The 17,889-nt window shown below is 35.4% G+C and carries 14 protein-coding genes; 3 read left to right on the forward strand and 11 right to left on the reverse strand.

Annotated elements, in window-relative coordinates:
• Nucleotides 1–86: 86 nt before the first annotated feature.
• The 3 genes from ASG22_RS10190 to ASG22_RS10200 are packed head-to-tail and all read right to left on the reverse strand — an operon-like array spanning nt 87 to nt 7,867.
• Nucleotides 87–3,590 (reverse strand): DUF6443 domain-containing protein, encoded by a 3,504-nt coding sequence (locus ASG22_RS10190; RefSeq protein WP_055983712.1) that lies wholly within the window; start codon nt 3,588–3,590, stop codon nt 87–89.
• A gap of 5 nt (nt 3,591–3,595) precedes the next feature.
• Nucleotides 3,596–6,319: a hypothetical protein gene (locus ASG22_RS10195; RefSeq protein WP_055983718.1), complete on the reverse strand. Its 2,724-nt coding sequence runs from the start codon at nt 6,317–6,319 to the stop codon at nt 3,596–3,598.
• 6 nt (nt 6,320–6,325) lie between these two features.
• Nucleotides 6,326–7,867 carry a T9SS type A sorting domain-containing protein gene (locus ASG22_RS10200; protein WP_055983721.1) on the reverse strand — a complete coding sequence of 514 codons (1,542 nt, stop codon included), beginning with the start codon at nt 7,865–7,867 and terminating at the stop codon, nt 6,326–6,328.
• 365 nt (nt 7,868–8,232) lie between these two features.
• Between ASG22_RS10200 and ASG22_RS10205 the strand changes: the two genes are divergently transcribed.
• The gene (locus ASG22_RS10205) at nt 8,233–8,412 is read left to right on the forward strand and encodes a hypothetical protein (RefSeq protein ID WP_055983724.1); all 180 of its coding nucleotides are present in this window, start codon (nt 8,233–8,235) and stop codon (nt 8,410–8,412) included.
• Between the two features lie 5 nt (nt 8,413–8,417).
• Here the strand turns inward: ASG22_RS10205 and ASG22_RS10210 are convergent, their stop codons facing one another.
• From ASG22_RS10210 to ASG22_RS21660, 8 genes are all read right to left on the reverse strand, one after another.
• Nucleotides 8,418–9,257 carry a toprim domain-containing protein gene (locus tag ASG22_RS10210; protein WP_055986737.1) on the reverse strand — a complete coding sequence of 280 codons (840 nt, stop codon included), beginning with the start codon at nt 9,255–9,257 and terminating at the stop codon, nt 8,418–8,420.
• Nucleotides 9,258–9,678: 421 nt separating this feature from the next.
• Nucleotides 9,679–10,776, reverse strand: coding sequence for a hypothetical protein (locus ASG22_RS10215; protein WP_055983727.1), 1,098 nt, complete (start codon nt 10,774–10,776; stop codon nt 9,679–9,681).
• A gap of 92 nt (nt 10,777–10,868) precedes the next feature.
• Entirely contained in the window at nt 10,869–11,645 is a 777-nt protein-coding gene (locus ASG22_RS10220; protein WP_185113803.1) for a hypothetical protein, read from the reverse strand.
• The gene (locus tag ASG22_RS10225; RefSeq protein WP_055983733.1) at nt 11,587–11,838 is read right to left on the reverse strand and encodes a DUF3853 family protein; all 252 of its coding nucleotides are present in this window, start codon (nt 11,836–11,838) and stop codon (nt 11,587–11,589) included. Before ASG22_RS10225 ends, ASG22_RS10220 begins: the two co-directional genes overlap by 59 nt.
• Complete coding sequence (locus tag ASG22_RS10230) at nt 11,835–12,383, reverse strand: hypothetical protein (RefSeq protein WP_055983736.1); 549 nt, start codon at nt 12,381–12,383, stop codon at nt 11,835–11,837. Before ASG22_RS10230 ends, ASG22_RS10225 begins: the two co-directional genes overlap by 4 nt.
• Nucleotides 12,384–12,393: 10 nt before the next feature.
• Nucleotides 12,394–12,657: a helix-turn-helix domain-containing protein gene (locus ASG22_RS10235; RefSeq protein WP_055983739.1), complete on the reverse strand. Its 264-nt coding sequence runs from the start codon at nt 12,655–12,657 to the stop codon at nt 12,394–12,396.
• A gap of 413 nt (nt 12,658–13,070) precedes the next feature.
• Nucleotides 13,071–13,916: an RteC domain-containing protein gene (locus ASG22_RS10240; RefSeq protein ID WP_055983742.1), complete on the reverse strand. Its 846-nt coding sequence runs from the start codon at nt 13,914–13,916 to the stop codon at nt 13,071–13,073.
• A gap of 42 nt (nt 13,917–13,958) precedes the next feature.
• Nucleotides 13,959–14,384 carry a helix-turn-helix domain-containing protein gene (locus tag ASG22_RS21660; protein WP_409991384.1) on the reverse strand — a complete coding sequence of 142 codons (426 nt, stop codon included), beginning with the start codon at nt 14,382–14,384 and terminating at the stop codon, nt 13,959–13,961.
• Nucleotides 14,385–15,946: 1,562 nt separating this feature from the next.
• On the opposite strand from ASG22_RS21660, the gene ASG22_RS10250 reads away from it, so the two are divergent.
• Together ASG22_RS10250 and ASG22_RS10255 are read left to right on the forward strand one after the other, a co-directional pair.
• A complete protein-coding gene (locus ASG22_RS10250; RefSeq protein WP_055983748.1) occupies nt 15,947–16,174 on the forward strand; it encodes a hypothetical protein in 228 nt (75 codons plus the stop codon).
• A gap of 202 nt (nt 16,175–16,376) precedes the next feature.
• A complete protein-coding gene (locus ASG22_RS10255) occupies nt 16,377–17,873 on the forward strand; it encodes a MauE/DoxX family redox-associated membrane protein (protein ID WP_055986739.1) in 1,497 nt (498 codons plus the stop codon).
• Nucleotides 17,874–17,889 lie beyond the last annotated feature (16 nt).

The following is a 17,889-nucleotide window of genomic DNA, read 5'->3' on the forward strand; positions in this document are numbered from 1 at the left end:
AACTATAAAATATTCTAATAGCAAAAATAATTATAGCTGTTATCGCTTGTATTAAACTAAGTATTCTAGTTTTCATTTAAATTATATTAATTTCTATGTACAATCTTACCACAACTTAAATATCTGTGAGTAGATATATCATAAATCATGATATTTGTATATCCACCTCCATTTGTACCAATAACCACATTAACATTTACCGTAACACCTTTATGAAGTTCTGGATTCGTTTTATGCAATTGATCATATCTATATTCGGCATTTTTATAAATATCCATAATTTGACCAAATCTATCTCCTTCCATTTTAAGGGATGTCCCAACTGTCCCTGCTATAAAACCTACTGCAGATCCTAAACTTGGATTGTAATTTTTAAATTTCTCAACAACATCTTTTATTGTTTTCAAATTATCAATTGCAAAAGTCCCATAACCAGCTCCTCCCAAGTGATCTCCTGCAGAATCAAAGTATTCCTTCATACTTCCTAAAAGATCCATTGTTCCCTGATATTCATCAATCCAATTAGAGTGATCCAATTGATATTGTGTAACACTTTCTATAGCACCAAAATAAGCATTGGTTTGATCTTTTAAATATTTTCTTTTTGGTGTCGGATCGAGATTACTAAATTTAGAAAAATCAATATTACCAAAATAAAGAAATGCAATTGCTTGATCATAAGTGACTGAGGTTCCAATGGCACTTCCTCCACCGCCACTTTGTTCTGTTTCAAAGATAGATGTCATTTCTACCATTTCCTCCAAAGCTCCAAACTTTTTTCTTTGGCTTCCTGATACAAACCAGCCACTGTCGGTAGGAACATTCCAAGACCAGCCCTCATCTATTGCCATCGCCTTCCTGCCATCAGGATCAATAAACATCACAGGGTTGTTTAAAGCATAATTGTATGGATTAAACCTTCTGGAAGTTTCTGCCAAAGGATCGATCACTCCCCATCTTCCGATGTCACTCATATACATCCTTGCCCCATAATCACTCCAGCCTGTTTCCTTCTGTAATTCTTTTCCGTTATTCTCATAATTGTAAGAAGGATTTCCTGTCTGTGCATTGTAACCCTCATGTTTCATCCCAAATGGATAGAAATTGTTTTCTTCAAGAACTTCTGCGCTGCCAGATGAGTTTTTAAAGTAGCTTAACCTAATATTCCCCAAATGGTCTGTGTAGCTGTAAATATACCTATTATTTTCAAAATTGTAATAGCCTTCGGAGGTGGGTACAAATTTAAGTGAATAAACAGAAGTAGGATTCGCAAGTGTTGCATTGGCTTCATATTGAAAACCGTCCAGATAATCGGTACTTGTAGAAGCAAGGTATTCATTAAACCCGTCTTTATACTGATATACTTTTCTTACCTTGGTACCGTCTGCACGATAGGTGTAAGAGGTATTTACATACCTTGCTCCCCCTCTGCTGACTACAGACTGGTTGAATTTTATATAACTCGGAAGGTCTAAAATATTATAATCAATCTGAAGAATTCCTTTATCCTTATGATCTTTCATGTTTCCATTGCTGTCATAATTTATTCTTGCTCCGGATGTATCGGGATACCCTGCATAATCTCCGGAATCATCTGTTACTGTTGTTAATTTATTTCCCTCATAGCCATAGGTAAGATTATCGATTCCGGATTTCATGCCTAAAGAATTCTTTCCGTTTCTCTGCAAAGAGATGATGTTTCCTCCAAGATCATAAGCAACAGTTTCGTTATAGAAATCATTCTGCGGAACAGAGGTATTCGGTTCAGAATAAATTCCCTGTGTTAATCGGTTCAAAGCATCATATTGATAATTGTATTTTCTCAAAACATTATCCTGTGCAGATTTCCAGCTTGTTTCGGCTACATTTCCGCTGTATTTTCCTGTTGCATTATTGGCAGGATCAAAGTAAGAAAGGGCATACGCAAAAAGATCATTTCCAAGATTGGCAGGATCATTAAATTTGGTCACTGCTCCTCTGAAGTTATAGGTATAATCTATACTTTGAAGATTGTTTCCTACCTTTTTATTGGTCAGCTGCGAAAGTTCATTGTAAGTATTTTCCGATAACAATTCCTGCGGGTTGCTGTTTACCTGATGCCATTGTTTTTTCAAACGGTTTTGGTTATCATACTCAAAAGTCTGGGTAATCACTTTTGGTGTGTCGGAAGATAATCTTGCATGGGTAACTTTTGTTTGCTGTACTACTCCTGCGAAGTCCAAAGAAGATTCCGTTTTGGTAAATCCACCCAAATGGTTAATGGCATACGTTCCGAGGGCTCTGGCTTTTTCATCATACCAGATATAACTTTTCGTCCAGTTATCATCTTCGATATTCTTTACATAAGAAGCCGTAAGAAGGTTTTTGGTATTCACCGCATCTGCCAGATTATCTCCGATTATATTTTTAGTGAAAATCTGAGGTGGTCTTGCAGGGCTTCCTGTTGGGTAAGTATCATAATAATTTACACTCAGGATTTTTGTAAAAGTTGTTGGATAAACCGTGTTTGTGTAGTAAGCTGTTATCCCATTTGCAGTGAAACCTCCTGAGTTTTTGCTTTCATTTTGAGATGTTAGAGCATTATTGGCATTGGTTTGTTCTACCTGTCTTCCCTGACTTCCGTAGTTTTGTAAACTGGTGAAAAGCCCTGTGTAAAGTGTTCTTCCCAGTTTATCATATTTCGTGAAAATCCATTGTCTGGAAGCTCCCATATTGGCATCCTGCGACATCAGAACACGATCCTGTTTATCGTACACGATATATTCCCAGCCTTTTCCGGGAAGTTTTTTTTCCACCTGCCTGCTTTTGCTGTCGTGTTTGTACTGATAACAAAGATTATCTAAGGTACTTTGGTTTAAAGCTTCACCCGAAGCCAACGGAGGAATCACATAAGACAGCTGACCATATTTGTTGTAAACGTAATACGTATCTGTATTTTCTTTTCTTACCAAAACCGTTTGCCCTTTTCCGTTTTTAAACTCTGTCGTTTTGCGCCCGTCTTCATTGGTAACAGAAGTTTTCATTAAGTCTCCGGCGTTGTAGTTTCCGGAAAGAATAATTACATCGTTGGTTGCTCCGTTTGTCCACGAAGTTGTTACCGTATACTTTTTAACTTCATTGGCTGCATTCAGTTCATAGTTGTAATTAATGGAATGCCCGTGATAGTCTGTTCCTGGTTTTGTACTGGAAAGTAATTTTCCGACAGGGGAATTTTCCATCACCGATTCAGAATAAAAATACGGATCGCTGCCGTATACCTGCGAAGCATTAGATTTAGGATTTGTATATATCGATCCGTTTTGTGTTCCGTTCTGTGGAATCGGCAGATAAGATTTTACCTGTCTTCCGAAATTATCATATTCAATAGGGATTACAATATCTTTCCCCCCCGGAGAGCTTTTGATGCTGATGGTCTGCTTCGTTCTTCCCAATCCGTCGGAATATTCCACTGCTTCTGCTTTTTTGGAGCAGTCTTCATTCAGACAGTTTTTGGTGTAGACAAAGTTTTGATCTGTGGAAAGTCCGCCTGTTTGTGCATAAGAAAGTCCCGCTACAAACAACAGACTGAATATATTTAAACTTTTTTTCATGATGATTATTGTTTGTAGTTATACTGATTTTCTTTTACTACCTGCCCTTCACTGTTTAGTACTCTCAACAACCTTCCGGAGTCATCATATTCGTATGATTTTTTGATTCCGTTGGAAGAAATCGTATTGGTAACTCCAATTAAAGGATCATAAGTATTTACGGTAATGGTATATTCCTTAAGCTGTGAAGCGGTACGAAGATTATTCAGAGCTGTTAACAAAGTTCCTTCATTTGAAGAATCAGCAGCATCAAGATTGGAAGCATTTATTGCTGCTGTAATCACAGGAAGAGATGAAATATCAGAGTATTTTGCTCCTGCAATTTGAGCAATCGGTAAGGTTTGGTTATAACCCCAAATTGTGGTGACAGAATTTCCTGCTTTATCTGTTGTCTGTATTAGATTACCGGAACCATCGTATAGATCAAAAGTCATTTGCGTTTCAGCAGTCTGATTCAGATCTGTTGATTCCAGAGACGTAGGGTAAAAATGATTGGCATTATCATACTTAGTCGTCACTTTCGTCATCACTGTTCCATCTGTTTTCGTTTCCAACTGCAGTGGTACGGAAATCATATTGGCATTGATAAAACGGGTATTTCCAAGATCTAAAGCATATTTTGTAGAAGTTTCTGTAACCGAACCATCCTGCGCTGTAGTTTTAGATAAAGATTCCTGGAAATTATTTGGATTGAAGGTCGTTTCTGAAATTGTCTGATAGGAAGCCAAATTCAGATAAGACTTGGCTGTCTCTTTAGTGTATTGAAGCCATGCCGGTTTTGTTGTCGTGTCATAAACGGTATATCCTAAAGAATTAGGGATATCCTGAAAAGTATATTCATACTCAGATTTTTCCTGTAAACGGTTGAGATTATCATATACCTCTTTCTTTTCCATCACCCCATTAGAAGTCAGATTGTAATAAAGGAACTTATCATTGGTATCTTTGTAATCATCCGGTATTTTAAAGGTGTACCGGATGCTTCCATTATTTTCTGTCCCTGAAATTTCGGTTTCTCTTACATTTCTATATAAAATAAAGTATTCGGTAAAATCCATAGGATCTAAGGGATCACCATAAAAAGAGTATCCTGTAGCATCTAAAGGATTGGAGAAAGAGTTGTATTCATATTTTTTGGTTTTAATAAGAGTACCATCAGCATCATACGAACGGATTGCTTTTACTCTGGCTCCAGAACCATCTACAATAAAGTTCCTATAAGGTTTTGGCAGCGACACAATTTGATATATTCTAAAATTACCATATCCAAAAGTATTATTGATATTGATGGTATATGTACCTGCTTTTAATTGATAATTATTGGTGCCGGACTGTTTTGTCATTATTACACCGTTAGAATTTTTTATTTTATAATCAAAAAAAACAAAATCAGGATCCGGCTCATCTACTATTCCGTCATTCAGCTGTTCATCAACAATAACAACAGGATAAATTATATCAGTAGTACCGTTCACCTGAAAAGTGTAGGTTCGGGTATTATCCGTATGATATGGGATAACTGTTTCTCCCCAGTATTGTACTGATGGATCAACAATCTGATTATAATTTGTATAATCTAGAGAGCTTTTATCCGCATATAATTCATTGGCTTCAAAATCATACACTACGTAACCTTTAGTAGGAAAAGTAATTTTTTTTAGTAAGCCAATAGTCAATTTTTGAGCACTTGTTGTACTCGAACCAGCAGGTCCATAATCGGTATCGGAGCCTGTTGTATCATATTCAAAGTTGGTTTGTTCACTAATCCAAAGCATCCGGTCTATTTTTTTTAACCCTACAAGGGTTCTAGAAGAATTGTTTGTATTACTTATCTGCATAGAACTATATTCAGGATCATATCGAGAAATGAAATGTCCCGCTTTATCCGAAAGTGTGATATATTTTACAGAATACGCATCATTAGTGGGATTGTCTTTATCGTAATCCGGATTAAAGTCATATGTAAAAGCAATTTTACCTTTTGCAGATATAATTTCTTTTAATTTACTGTACTGATATTTAATAATAGTAGATGCTCCTACATATTTAGTTTTTTTATCATAGGAATAGGTAACTAGTTCATTGTTTCCGGCATCAGTAATTTTACTAAGAAAGAAAGAGGTCTTGTAATTTATATTTTGTACACCTTTTTTTGTAAGACCGAGACTGTAATCGTTAAAATAATATTGATAACCCTTATCATCTGTAATTTTAAAAGAAATAATTACCAATCTTGTTGTTGAAAGGTCTCTTGTATATTCTATTTTCACTTTCTCTCCGCCAATGTTATTCAATACCAAAATATTGCTTGTTACATCTTTGTAAATACTGAATTTACCTGAATGTCCAGGAATATTGTAATAAAAAACATCAGCATACCTCTCAGTGGTATCTGTCCAGTTAAGGGTATCATCTACCTCTTCAATGACTTTTCTGCTGATCGTTCCTCCTTTGAATAAAGACCATCCTAAACCGACCTCACTTGCAGGAACCCCAAGTTTAGCATTATAAGGATGATAAGACAGTCCTACCGAAACCGGCATGCTCTTGTCCGAAGTTTCCAGCTGGTAAATAGGAATATTTACGGAAGGAACTCCTGTTGATGGTGAAGCTCCTGCATTTACATAATTTGAAATGGAAGAAGTTGAGGGTTCGGGAAGGTTAATATTCTGAGCTTTTGTACATATACTGAGTAAAGACAGTATAATAAGTGTTATATTATTTCTCATTTGTATTTATTTTTTAATCAATTTCGCATTCGCAGTTTTATTATCATCCGTTTTAATCACCACCAGATAAGCTCCCTGTATCAAAGCTTGCGTATTGATCTTTGTAACTTTATTCTTTGTTTTCATTGTATAAAACTGTCTTCCGCCCATATCATACAGCGTAATATCCGCTTCCTTGAAATCAAAACCAATTTCCACATACGCATAATCCGACACCGGGTTCGGATAAATCTTAATATCCTGCTTCTCGATCAGCTGATCGATTTGTTTGTCTCCAAGTTTCACGATTTTCCAGTTTTCCTTTCCGAGTTCTTCAGCGCTGGTTCCGGCTAAAATGATCGAACCGTCTCTGTTCAGTTTTATATCAGATAGTCTTTCTTCACGTTTACTGGATTCACCTTTTACGTGTTTTCTCCATTGTTCTTTGCCGTTTGAATCCAGATAGAGCATCCAGAACGTTTCGTCATCAGTTTCGATTCTGCCTTCTGCCTGAGTGTAACCTCCAAGTAAAATTCCTTTAGAAGATTGGGCATCTGAAGAATGAATCACGCTCATTCCCATCAAAACATCCCTGTTTTTAAAATTGTAAGATTTCTGCCAGACTTCTTCGCCTCTTTCGTCCAATGAAATGAGCCATAAATCCGTTCCTTCTTCAACGCCAACTGATTTATTACCCGATTTTTCCGATCTTGATTCTCCGCCAATTAAATACCCTAATGATGTCAACGCTAACGTTCTTAGATGATCATCACCTTTTCCTCCAAAGTTCTTTTCCCATTCTACCTTTCCATCTTTATTCAACTTAATGATCCAGTAATCGCCTTCCCCTTCATTTGTAGTTTTTTTCGATCCTCCAGCTGAACTTCTGGAATAGACTCCTAACAAAGCACCGCCATCTTTTGTGGGAATCATTTTCTCTACTTCATCCAGGCCTTTTCCGCCTACAATTAATTGAGATAATTCTTTTCCATTTTTATCTAACCGTACAATTAAAACATCTTTAGAACCGTAACCTTTAGCCGAGTTCTGAATATTTCCGGCCACAAAAAAGCCCAAATCTGTTGTCTGAATTACTGCTCTGACTTCTTCATCCGAAGTTCCTCCAATGGTTTTCTGCCACAATTCATCCCCGAATTCATTGATCCTGATCAGCCAAATGTCAGATCCACCTTGGGAATCGTCTTTTTTATCCAAGCCTTTCCCGGAATACGAGGTTCCGGAAAGCAAAAATCCACCTTCCTGAGTACTTACTGTTGCCGATAAAAAATCATGGTTCTTTCCTGAGAAATATTTTTCCCAGACTTCTTTCCCCTCTTGGTTGAGTTTTACCACATGGAAATCATACCCGTTATTCTGCTTACTTTCTGCCGAAAGTTTCTTTGATTGAATAGAACTTCCTGTTATGAGATACTGCCCGTCGATGGTAGTGGTCACCTGCGAAAGAAAATCCTGTGTCGAGGATTCAATATCTTTCTGCCACAATACCTCCTGAGCGGATAAGCCCAATACCGTACATAAGAAAAATGCACCTGCGTAGAATTTTTTCATTCCCGTGTTTGTTTTGAGTGGTTAATTATTAATTTTTAAAACGCTGCAAAAATATCGCTTTTACTTCACATCTATAAGATTTATGAAGCACATTTAATATGAATTCAATCATCTTTTAGCAAAAATACCATCACAAAGCGACAAACCATGTCGCTTTATATTAGAGATGCAGAAAAAGAGAAAAAGGTTGGAAAAGAAAGAAATATTTTACGGGATTCTTAAATGCAACACTCCAAACATTCTGCAAAGTGTATTTTAAAATATTATAGATTAAATCTATATAATTTGGTGAATTAATAGATTTTAAGCTTAACGTACAAAATTTTACTTTTCGTCGACTGACCCCGGAATACGGCATTAGTAAAATGTTGGAGCTCCACGAGGAACGCTACCCTTACTCTCACGACAAAGATTTGATATTGAAAAATTTTATTGACTTCAGCTCTGCAGATGATGATTTTGACCCTATCTGCCTACACGGAAAATACTGGGAATTTATTAAAGAAGATATTGAAGAGGCTGTCAACAAATATCTCAATTCATAATTTTCTTACTGATTACAAAACCATTCATTCAAATCCTTAAAGTCAAGATACAGCAAAGAACAATCTTCCACATTTTTATAATTCTTTTGAATGTTTTCTTTATTTGTTTTCCCATTGGAATCATTATCCAGAAAAAGAGAAATTTTTTGATAACTTTTCAACTCGTTCTCAACTTTGAAGAACATTGCAGTGGAGTTTAAGATAAGGTAATCTGCAGATTCATTGCTAAAATTCTTAATGGTTAGATAGGTAAGAAAATCAAAAAAGCCTTCAAAGACTATCACTTCACGGAGAGTGTTCAAATCATTCTTGATTAAAGTAACATCCTTGCTTCCAAGGCACAATTTGGCGTACTTATTTCGCAATTCCACTCCACCTGAATTATTAAAGAAACCAATTCCGAAATATTTTTTACCATTCATTTCATAATGGATTTCTCTCACCAAATCCTTCTGATCCAAAACTTTTCGGGATTGCAAGTATTGAATAAGGGCCGCGTGTCGGATTTCACCCACCTTCAGTATTTGATAACTTGAAGATTGTAATAATTTAGCATCAATCTTATCTTCCCGGAGAGAAAAATTAAATCTTTGCAGATATTTCAGGGCTTCAGCAACAGAGCATTTGTTGATGACCTGAACAATTGAAATGACATCGTAGCTCTTCCCTGTTCCAAAATCAAACCCCTTATTTTTTATGTAGTCAACCGAAAAACTTGGAACTTTTTCTTCCCTGTCCAAAGCATAATAAAAAGCCGTTTTACGATTCTCTTTCACAGGAAAAATATTGAACGATTCCAAAAGTTCTCTTATATTCACTTGATCTTTAATTTGTTCGCAATTCATTTTTTTCTTTTTTAAAGCAAATTTTTCATCCACATTTCCCTTTTTATTAAAAAAAACACTTTTTATATTTTTTAATATACTTTTAGTGATCTGCCGGATTGCCTTTTGAAGGGGACTTTGACAGTTATTTGGAATGAGTGCAATTCCGAATTTCGGATGAGCGCAATTCCGTAAAATGGATGAGTGCAAATCCGAAAAAACAATAGTTACGGAATGAGCGCAAATCCGATTTGGATTTTATTTTCCTATCATTTTCCAAATTATGAGCACCTACCAAAATTATTTTCTATTTGTAATGAGTGCAATTCCGAAAAACTCATCTCAATAATTTCAGATTTTAACAATATGTTAACTTCAGCGAGTGCAATTCCGAATTCCAGATGAGCGCAATTCCGAAATACAGATGAGTGCAATTCCGAAATCAAATAATAACAGGATAGCCGTTCGGCAGCAACGTTCCCATTTTTGTATTTCTGTAAAGAACAATCATATATTCCTGAATTTCATTCAAAAATCCTTTCCCTTGATAGTCTGTAGATTTAAATCCTTTTAACCGAGTATTTCTGATAAATTCTTTGAAAGCCTTTTCTATAAGCTCTCTTGTTTGTGGAATATTCCTGTACTGATAAGAAAACTGAACCATTTCCTGCTCCTGCAGATCATATCTTTTTCTGAAATACCTTAATCTACGAGTCATTTCAAGCTGCATTCTATTACTGAGCGATAAATCAATATCTCTGATCATTTTTGTCTGGTAAGGAACGATAAAAATGGAATCGTCTTTATACCTGTAATGAAACGACAGATTATTATATTGGTCAAGACTCAATCTTGCAGGTTTTAGAAATTTGAAACAAACATCATTGGCAGTTCTATAATTCACTCCAAATTTTCTGTTCAGAGATGCGAGCTTTACAACAGTTCCCTTCTCGGGAAGCTTTGACAGCCAGATGGCGAAAATAATATGTTTATTATTTCGGATATTGTACACCAGATTATACAGCACATAGTTGTATTCCGGAATAACCATCAGTTTTTTCAGCCAGTAACTGCTGATTAAAAATGAGGTGTATCCTCTGTGATCATAACTTGGAGTTGAGATCAGTCCTCCAAAAGTTTTAATTTCCTTTCCTTTTGAATTCACGGATTTGTACCAAGTCATTTTAAATTTTGCCAGAAATTCGTACGCATCTATAACCTGCTTGCTGGAGCCACTGGGAGAGATCTTATTGTTTCTGATTTTCATAGAAGCGAAGATGTTATTCTCAGTTTCAAATTCTTCGTCGAACAATGAAAGCTGCTTCGGTCGGTCTTCCGGACGAAACTGCTCACTGCTTATTATTGAAACGATATTAAAAATAACACGTAAAGCATTGATAGGGATATCTGCAGCTTCGTGATCCTCAAAAATAAAATCATCCACAAAGCCATTTCCTAAACGAATCCGATCAGGAATTCTCTCATTTTTATCTTCAAAAATTTTCCTGATCAGTCTCAAATTCTTTTCATTTTCAGCCATATTACGATCTTACTTATCAAGTTTTTTTTACATTTTTTGTTTCAAATTGCATTTACTAATCACGATTTGTCATTACTTCATTTATTGGTTTATTAAGGAAACTTAGGACGCTTTATATCAGGGATTGATTTTGCTGAAAAAATATCTGTATCTACAGAATTATTGATAAAGGGCAAAGCACTTTTCAATGAAGATTTCCAGTTGGTAATGGGTCTTTTTAAATTGTTAGTCCAGCCATTACTGATCCAGGTTTCATATTTTTCCCTGATACCTGTTTCTAATTGAGGATCAAATGCATTTAATGTTTGCGCATAGTCCAGAAATTCAGAAAAGGAAGGAAACCCTATATCCTTGTGATCTTGTTGCGATTCAATTAATGCCTCATTATTCTCAGGTTGATTATTTTGCAAAATTTCAGACACCAACTCTTTTTGCAAAAGTTCTTCTACAATAATGTGATCATTTTCCTCTGTCTTAATATCATCATTTTCTTGTTCTGTTACTTTTTTCTCATCCTCCACTAAAAACTGTAATGAATTGTTGAGCAAGATTCTGTAATGACAGGGATGTCCTTTTGGCGTTTGAAAATCAATCAATCCCAAATTTTTAAGCTTTTCTCTGGTTTTGATCACTGTTTTTCTTGACAATCCTAATTCTCTGCTGACAACAACATCTGAAATTTTAAAATCGTACCGGTCATTTTCGTTAGAAGTTTTAAGAAGAAATAAATAGGCAGCAATGGCAGCCGATCCAATTGGTTTTTTGGTATTGTAATCCCAAAAGCGTTGTATCAATTCAAAATAATACATTCTATTTTTTGCCAAATAATTCCAGGGCTTTGTACTTATCAATAATGATAATGTTGCCATTCTGAATAATGGCCTCATTCAATATCCCAGATGATTTTACTTCGGAGGCTTTAGAAACTGAACATCCCAATATTTTCGCAAGACCTTTAAGACCGTATTCATATTTCTTTTCAGAACTGGCGCCTTTCGAAATTTCCATAAATTCTCCAACAGTCAGTTTCCAGATCGGGGTTTTAGGATCAATTTCTTTCATGAGTTTTGGTTTTGATTTTTAATTTTAGAAATCCAGTTTCTTGCCGCAGATTTCCAGCACTTCATAGGTCTGCCATTAACCAACTTCCAATTCTTAGATTCATATAAAGAATAAAATTGATGAGCCTTCTCAAACAGTAAATCACGCTCCTCAAAATACAATTCAACCTCATAAAGCATCGGCACAGAAAAGCAAACTTCTTTGTGCGATACTGTGCTTTGACCGGACAAAATTTTATTTTTTCTACGGTTCTCACTTTCAAAATCAATAATTTCAATCGAACTTCCAATATGAGGGTTAAAACTGGGGGAATAGATAATGAACCGGGCTTCATGCAGTTCCTTAATACATTTGTGATACGTAGCAAAAGATTTAATTTTACTAAGTTGCATGACATACTTACGACAAATATGAAAAGGAGTTTGATATTCATTAATACTCCACATTTGGAAAAGCGAAACATAAAGACTAATATGCGCTGGAGACATTTGGTAATCCTTTATTACATTTCCAAAAAAATCTATAATTTTATTATTCTGCTTCATAACTACTGATTTAATGTTTGAAGCCTGTCATTAGTTTCTCAATATCTTTGTAATTGTAATACAATGTCCCCCCTATTTTACTGTAAGATAACGTTCCGTTGACCCTCAGATTCTGCAAGGTTCCTGAAGAGATATTCAACAGCTTTTTGACCTCAGAAGTCCGGAGCCATAATTTTTGTTCTGTCATCTTACCTTGGAGTAAATCTTTGATATCTTCCAGCAATTCAATTTTAAACTGCTGAAGATCTTCTTTGGTGATAATGGATATTGCCATGATTTCAAAATTGTTTTGTCTGACAAATTTTCAAAATCACGGAAAATATCTTTCGGTAGTTTTTCGGTACTACCGAAAGATTTTTCTCCAAAGCCTATGGATAAAGGGTTTCAACTATAGCTATTTTTGTGGAGTGCTACTTTTGTAGAAATGAAGGAAAAACTTTTATAAATCGCTACCATTTTTTATGAATTGATAACAAAAAATGCTGCAGTATCGAGATCGGTTAAAAAGAAATTCGATCGTTCTACTCTTTAGTAATCCTATTCTCATATCTGAAAATTTTAAAATCAAACATAATGTCTTTCGGTAGTTTTTCGGTACTACCGAAAGATTCATCCCTAAATCCTATGAATAATGGTTTTGACTCACGAGATTTCTATTTCCTCTACACTTTTGTAGAAAAAAAACTCTTATTCATCGCCATCGATAAAGAGCTGATTAAGATTATCGTTCAGGGATTGCAAAAATTTTGTTCTCCCGTTCTTTCGGCTTTTGATTTCTCCAATAGTTTTGTAAGAATTACCTAAGTCAATTTCGAATAACTTTTCGGTTGCTTTCACAATCTCACTGAATTCAATATTTCCTCCGTTGAAACAGCGTGTCTGATGGAGAGCATACAGTAATTCTACTAATGAAACTTTTGATGATGACCAAACAAGTGGAAATTTGAAAGTGTTACCAACATGAAACTGGCCAACGTTATTCATCGCATTTAATAAATAGGCTTCCAGATATTCATTGGAAATAATGTGTGCAATTTTAATATCGTGTGATGTGGTGAAACCTTCATCATAATCATAAAGACCGGATGGCAATGCCATTTTAAGATCATACATTCTCCTTCTAAAATACTTCTGATCAAGAAATGTTGCATCACGTCTGTAATAGCTGTAAAATTCTGCATTTTCAGTATAATATGTGGTCAGCTTTTCAATTTCTTTTGTAAAATAACTGCGTTGAGCCTCCTCTCCTGCTGCAGGTTTATACATCAAAATTTTGATGACTTTCGAATGATAAATAAATTTTGATGTAAAGAGAGGTTTGACGTTTTTAAAAAAATATATTTCATCCGCTGCGCATTCAAATTCAAAATTAACAATCAAAGCTTTAAGCTTTTTGATTGCTTCGTCAATTTTAAATAAACTCAATTCTGAGATCCTGAGAGAAGAACTATTTTCACGTTCGATCTTCTCCAGTTCATCCGTTAGTTGTTGATGCAAATTTTCTGCTTTTCTAAAAATGGTTTTATTAATCATGTCCTTTTTTCAGAAAATTTACAAACTTCTTATGATTTTCTGCTACTGCTCCCGCTCATTATCCTTCAATTTCATTTTTATAAAATCACCAACCCCGATCCCATTGATTCGTTTAAAATGATCAGTGAAATTATTTCTTGAGGCAATTCCGCACATTTCTGCCAATGCCTGGATTGTATATTTGAGGTAATCTTTATCAGAATTCAGTTGCTGGGTAATGTATTCAATCCGTAGTTGGGTAATGTAAGTTGAAAAGTTCAATCCTTTGCGTTCGTGGATAAAAGTTGAAAGATAGGTAGGATTTGTTTTGAAACGTGCTGCGAGTTTAGCTGCAGTCATTCCGGCTTCAAGAAACTGCTTTTTATCTTCAAAATTTTGGACTTTAAGCGTAAGATTCTCCACCAATTCATCCGGCAGCTCACTCTTAACTCTTACATAAGGTATTTGGTTTTCTTCCACAATTTGCATCGGTTCCTTGATTTCGTTAAGCTTCTTTTGCAGATCAGCGTACCGTTTTTTTAAGTCCCGTTCTTTCTCATATCGCCAGATAAGAATAATGATTAACAGGGCTGAAAATACAATTGCAAAAGTTACCAGAATAGTTCGCCTGCCTAAAGACTTCTCCAATGTATATTTTTCCTTAACCAATCCGGCTATTTCAAAATCTTCATAGATCTTTTCAGCCAGGTACGCAAAGTCTTTCCTTATTCCTTCGTTTACTTTTAAGAGCTGATTGGTATAATACAACTGCTCTTTTTCATTCTTGTTATGTTTATAGTAGTTAATCAGATTCCCATAACTTTCTGTTGCTTCAGCTAGAATGAATTGATGTTTATTGTAGATAGAATCCACTTTCTTTAATTCGATGATTCCTCTTCTATCATCTCCGTGCTTAAGGTAAATATTTCCAAGGTAAAAGTGGATCACTGAGGCCCATGTAAAATCATTTTTCTGATTGAGAACGGGCAACGCTTTCTTTAAATAATAGAGAGCATCACTGTATTTATTGTTTTTATAATAGATAATTCCGGCACATTTGAGAAAATAGGCATGCTCAAGGGTGAATTCTGGTTTGTTTTTGGTGGCAGCTAATCCCACCGTTAATAAGCTGTCGGCTTTTGCATTTTGATTCAGGTTCCGGTGACAGATAATCATCTGATGCAAACTATTCATATAGCCTCTGAAGTAATTAAAACGCAGATTTGCGTTGACTTCATGTTTTGACTTACTTTCATTGAATTTGATGGACTGATTGAAAAGCTGCAATGCCTTATTATAATAGCCGAGATAACTATTTACAACTCCCAAGTGATAAATAATTTTCTTTTGAAGATATTCATCGTCCGTTTTTACAGCATATTGGTGAGCTTTAACATATTCATCAGAAGCTAACTGAAACTTTCTGAAATTGAAATAGTAAATAATCCCTTTTCCTAAATAAGCATCACTGATCAATTCATCTTTTCCAGACTTAAATGCAGCAGCTATTGTACTGTCAGCATAAGACAGCTTTACGCCTGCATCCTTCGTATAGTATACTGCGTCTTTGTACCCTAAGCAGAGTTTTTCTAAGTTATCTTCTTTTTTTGCTTTCTCAATAAATGCACTGACATAAGGCAAGGCACTCCCGTCTTCTTTCTGAAGATTTTCATATTTCTTTCTAATATCAGCGTAGGAAATAGTTACAGTATTTTGCGACAGCAGCATCGTTCCGACAATTAAAAGAAAAAAAGTAAGTACTGTTCTTCTTGACATCCTATACATGTGATTGGTGATGTTCAAAAATAAAAAAAAATGTGTGAATTATCTTGAGTTTTTAACGGAGACAAAAGACTTTGGATGCAAAAAGAAGACACATAATGATGTGGTGCTTCTTTTTGCATTTTTTTAGCTGCACCAATATTAAAATTAGTGCGCCCCAATTTTAATATATACTCCACAAACGCTTTTATCAGGCACTTCTACCCTATACCTTTGACCTAAGAATTCTTAATAATCCGGCCGGGAATTATTCACAAAATCTTATTAAAATGAAAACATTAATCCCATTATTAAGTTTAGTATGCGGCAGTTTTGCGGTTCAAAACTGTACGAATGAAGATCAGGAATTTCAAAATCAACCAGATAAATTTGAGATAGTTGCAGAAGATCAACCCATAAACTATTCTGGCAGGCAGGACTCAACAACATCAAAAGATTCTGAATTATATCCTGACCCACCCGTGAAGGATACCCACGATTGGAGAACGAAACCATAAATAAACAGATCATGAACATCAATCCCCATACAATTGTAAAACGAACTACCGGTCAAGCATGTCCGACCAGCGGAACGTGGCAGTGTGTGGGGAGTTTTGTGACAACAATCACTATCGCAAAAGGCTCAAAACTGCCTGATTACTGCGGTATTCATGTTCAATGGATATTGATCAGCTTAGGATAACAATAAAAGATAATTCCATGAAAAAATTAATCAGTCATCTTCCTGTTTTTGTAAGTTATTTTTTTGTGCTGCTATTCTGTTATGCAGCGATCAGCAAAATGCTGGATTTTGAAAATTTCCAGATACAGATCGGACAGTCCCCTTTGCTTAGTGCTTATGCAGGAGTAGTTTCTTATGGAGTCATCATCGCAGAAATTGCTATAGTGCTTCTGCTGATCATCCGATCAACAAGGCTCTATGGTTTATATCTATCTACCGCTCTCATGACTGCATTTACAGTTTATATTTACCTTATTCTGAACTACAGTGAATTTATTCCTTGTTCATGTGGCGGAATCTTGGAAAAACTAAGTTGGAACCAGCACCTTATATTTAATGTCCTCTGCGTTGTTTTAGGGTTGTTATCAACATTTATGTATGAAAAGAATAGGTTTTTCCCATACAAAACTACAATGATCAATATTGTTTTGAATCTTTTTAGTGCAGCTATGGTTGTATTAATGTTCATCAACTCGGAACACATCATCAAACGTGAAAATAATTTTACAAGACGATTTTTACAGTTTCCCGTTGTCGAAGATCAATCAATAAACCTGATTAATGACCGCTTTTACTTCGCTGGTGATGAGAATAACAACATTTATCTCGGAAACCATTATAATCCGCTTATTATTTCAACTGCTAATAAAAAAACACTTATGGTCACGGAAATGAAATCTGAGCCTGACCATATGAACTTTCCGTTCAGGAATATGATGCTGGAAGTTAAAGCTCCCTATTATTATTTGACTGATGGAACTGTACCTGTTATCTTCAGAGGAAAGATCGGAGATACCAAAGCCGATATGATCAGTTATAACGACGCTTTTTTCAGTCAGATCAAAATAATGGATTCTCTAAAGTTTGCGTTGAGAACACAAAGCAATCAAACTAAGCAGCTTACCATTGCAACACTTAATTTAGCTTCACAGCATAAAGTAAATTTTCATCCTGATATTTTGCAAAAACAAATTGACGGTGTCTTTGACAGTGATGGTCAGTTCATTTATAGCAAGAACCCTGAAAGATGGATCTATATGTATTCGTACCGCAATCAATTGATGGTGCTTGATGAAAAGATGCATCTAACAAATATTGTGAAAACGATTGACACGACAACCGTTGCAAAGATCAAAACCACAAAAATGAAAGACGGACTGTATAAAATGGCAGAGCCTCCAATGATAGTTAATAAGCGGATCACTGCCTACGGAAATCTTGCATTCATACAGTCCAATCTGAAAGGTCGCTTTGAAAAAGAAGAATCTTGGAAAAAATCGAGCATTATTGACATCTACAGAACTGACAGGCAGGAATACATAGGGAGTTTCTATATCGATAAAAAAAAGGGAATTGGATTGACAGATATGATGATGACTGACCGCCACCTTTACGTAATAATTGGTAAGCAACTGATTCGATATACCTATCGTAAGCCATTGACAGAAATACTACAGGGGAAGCCGAAAACCTGAATCCAGAGTAGGCAAT

It is taken from the genome of Chryseobacterium sp. Leaf405 (assembly GCF_001425355.1).
In the GTDB taxonomy this organism is placed as follows: domain Bacteria; phylum Bacteroidota; class Bacteroidia; order Flavobacteriales; family Weeksellaceae; genus Chryseobacterium.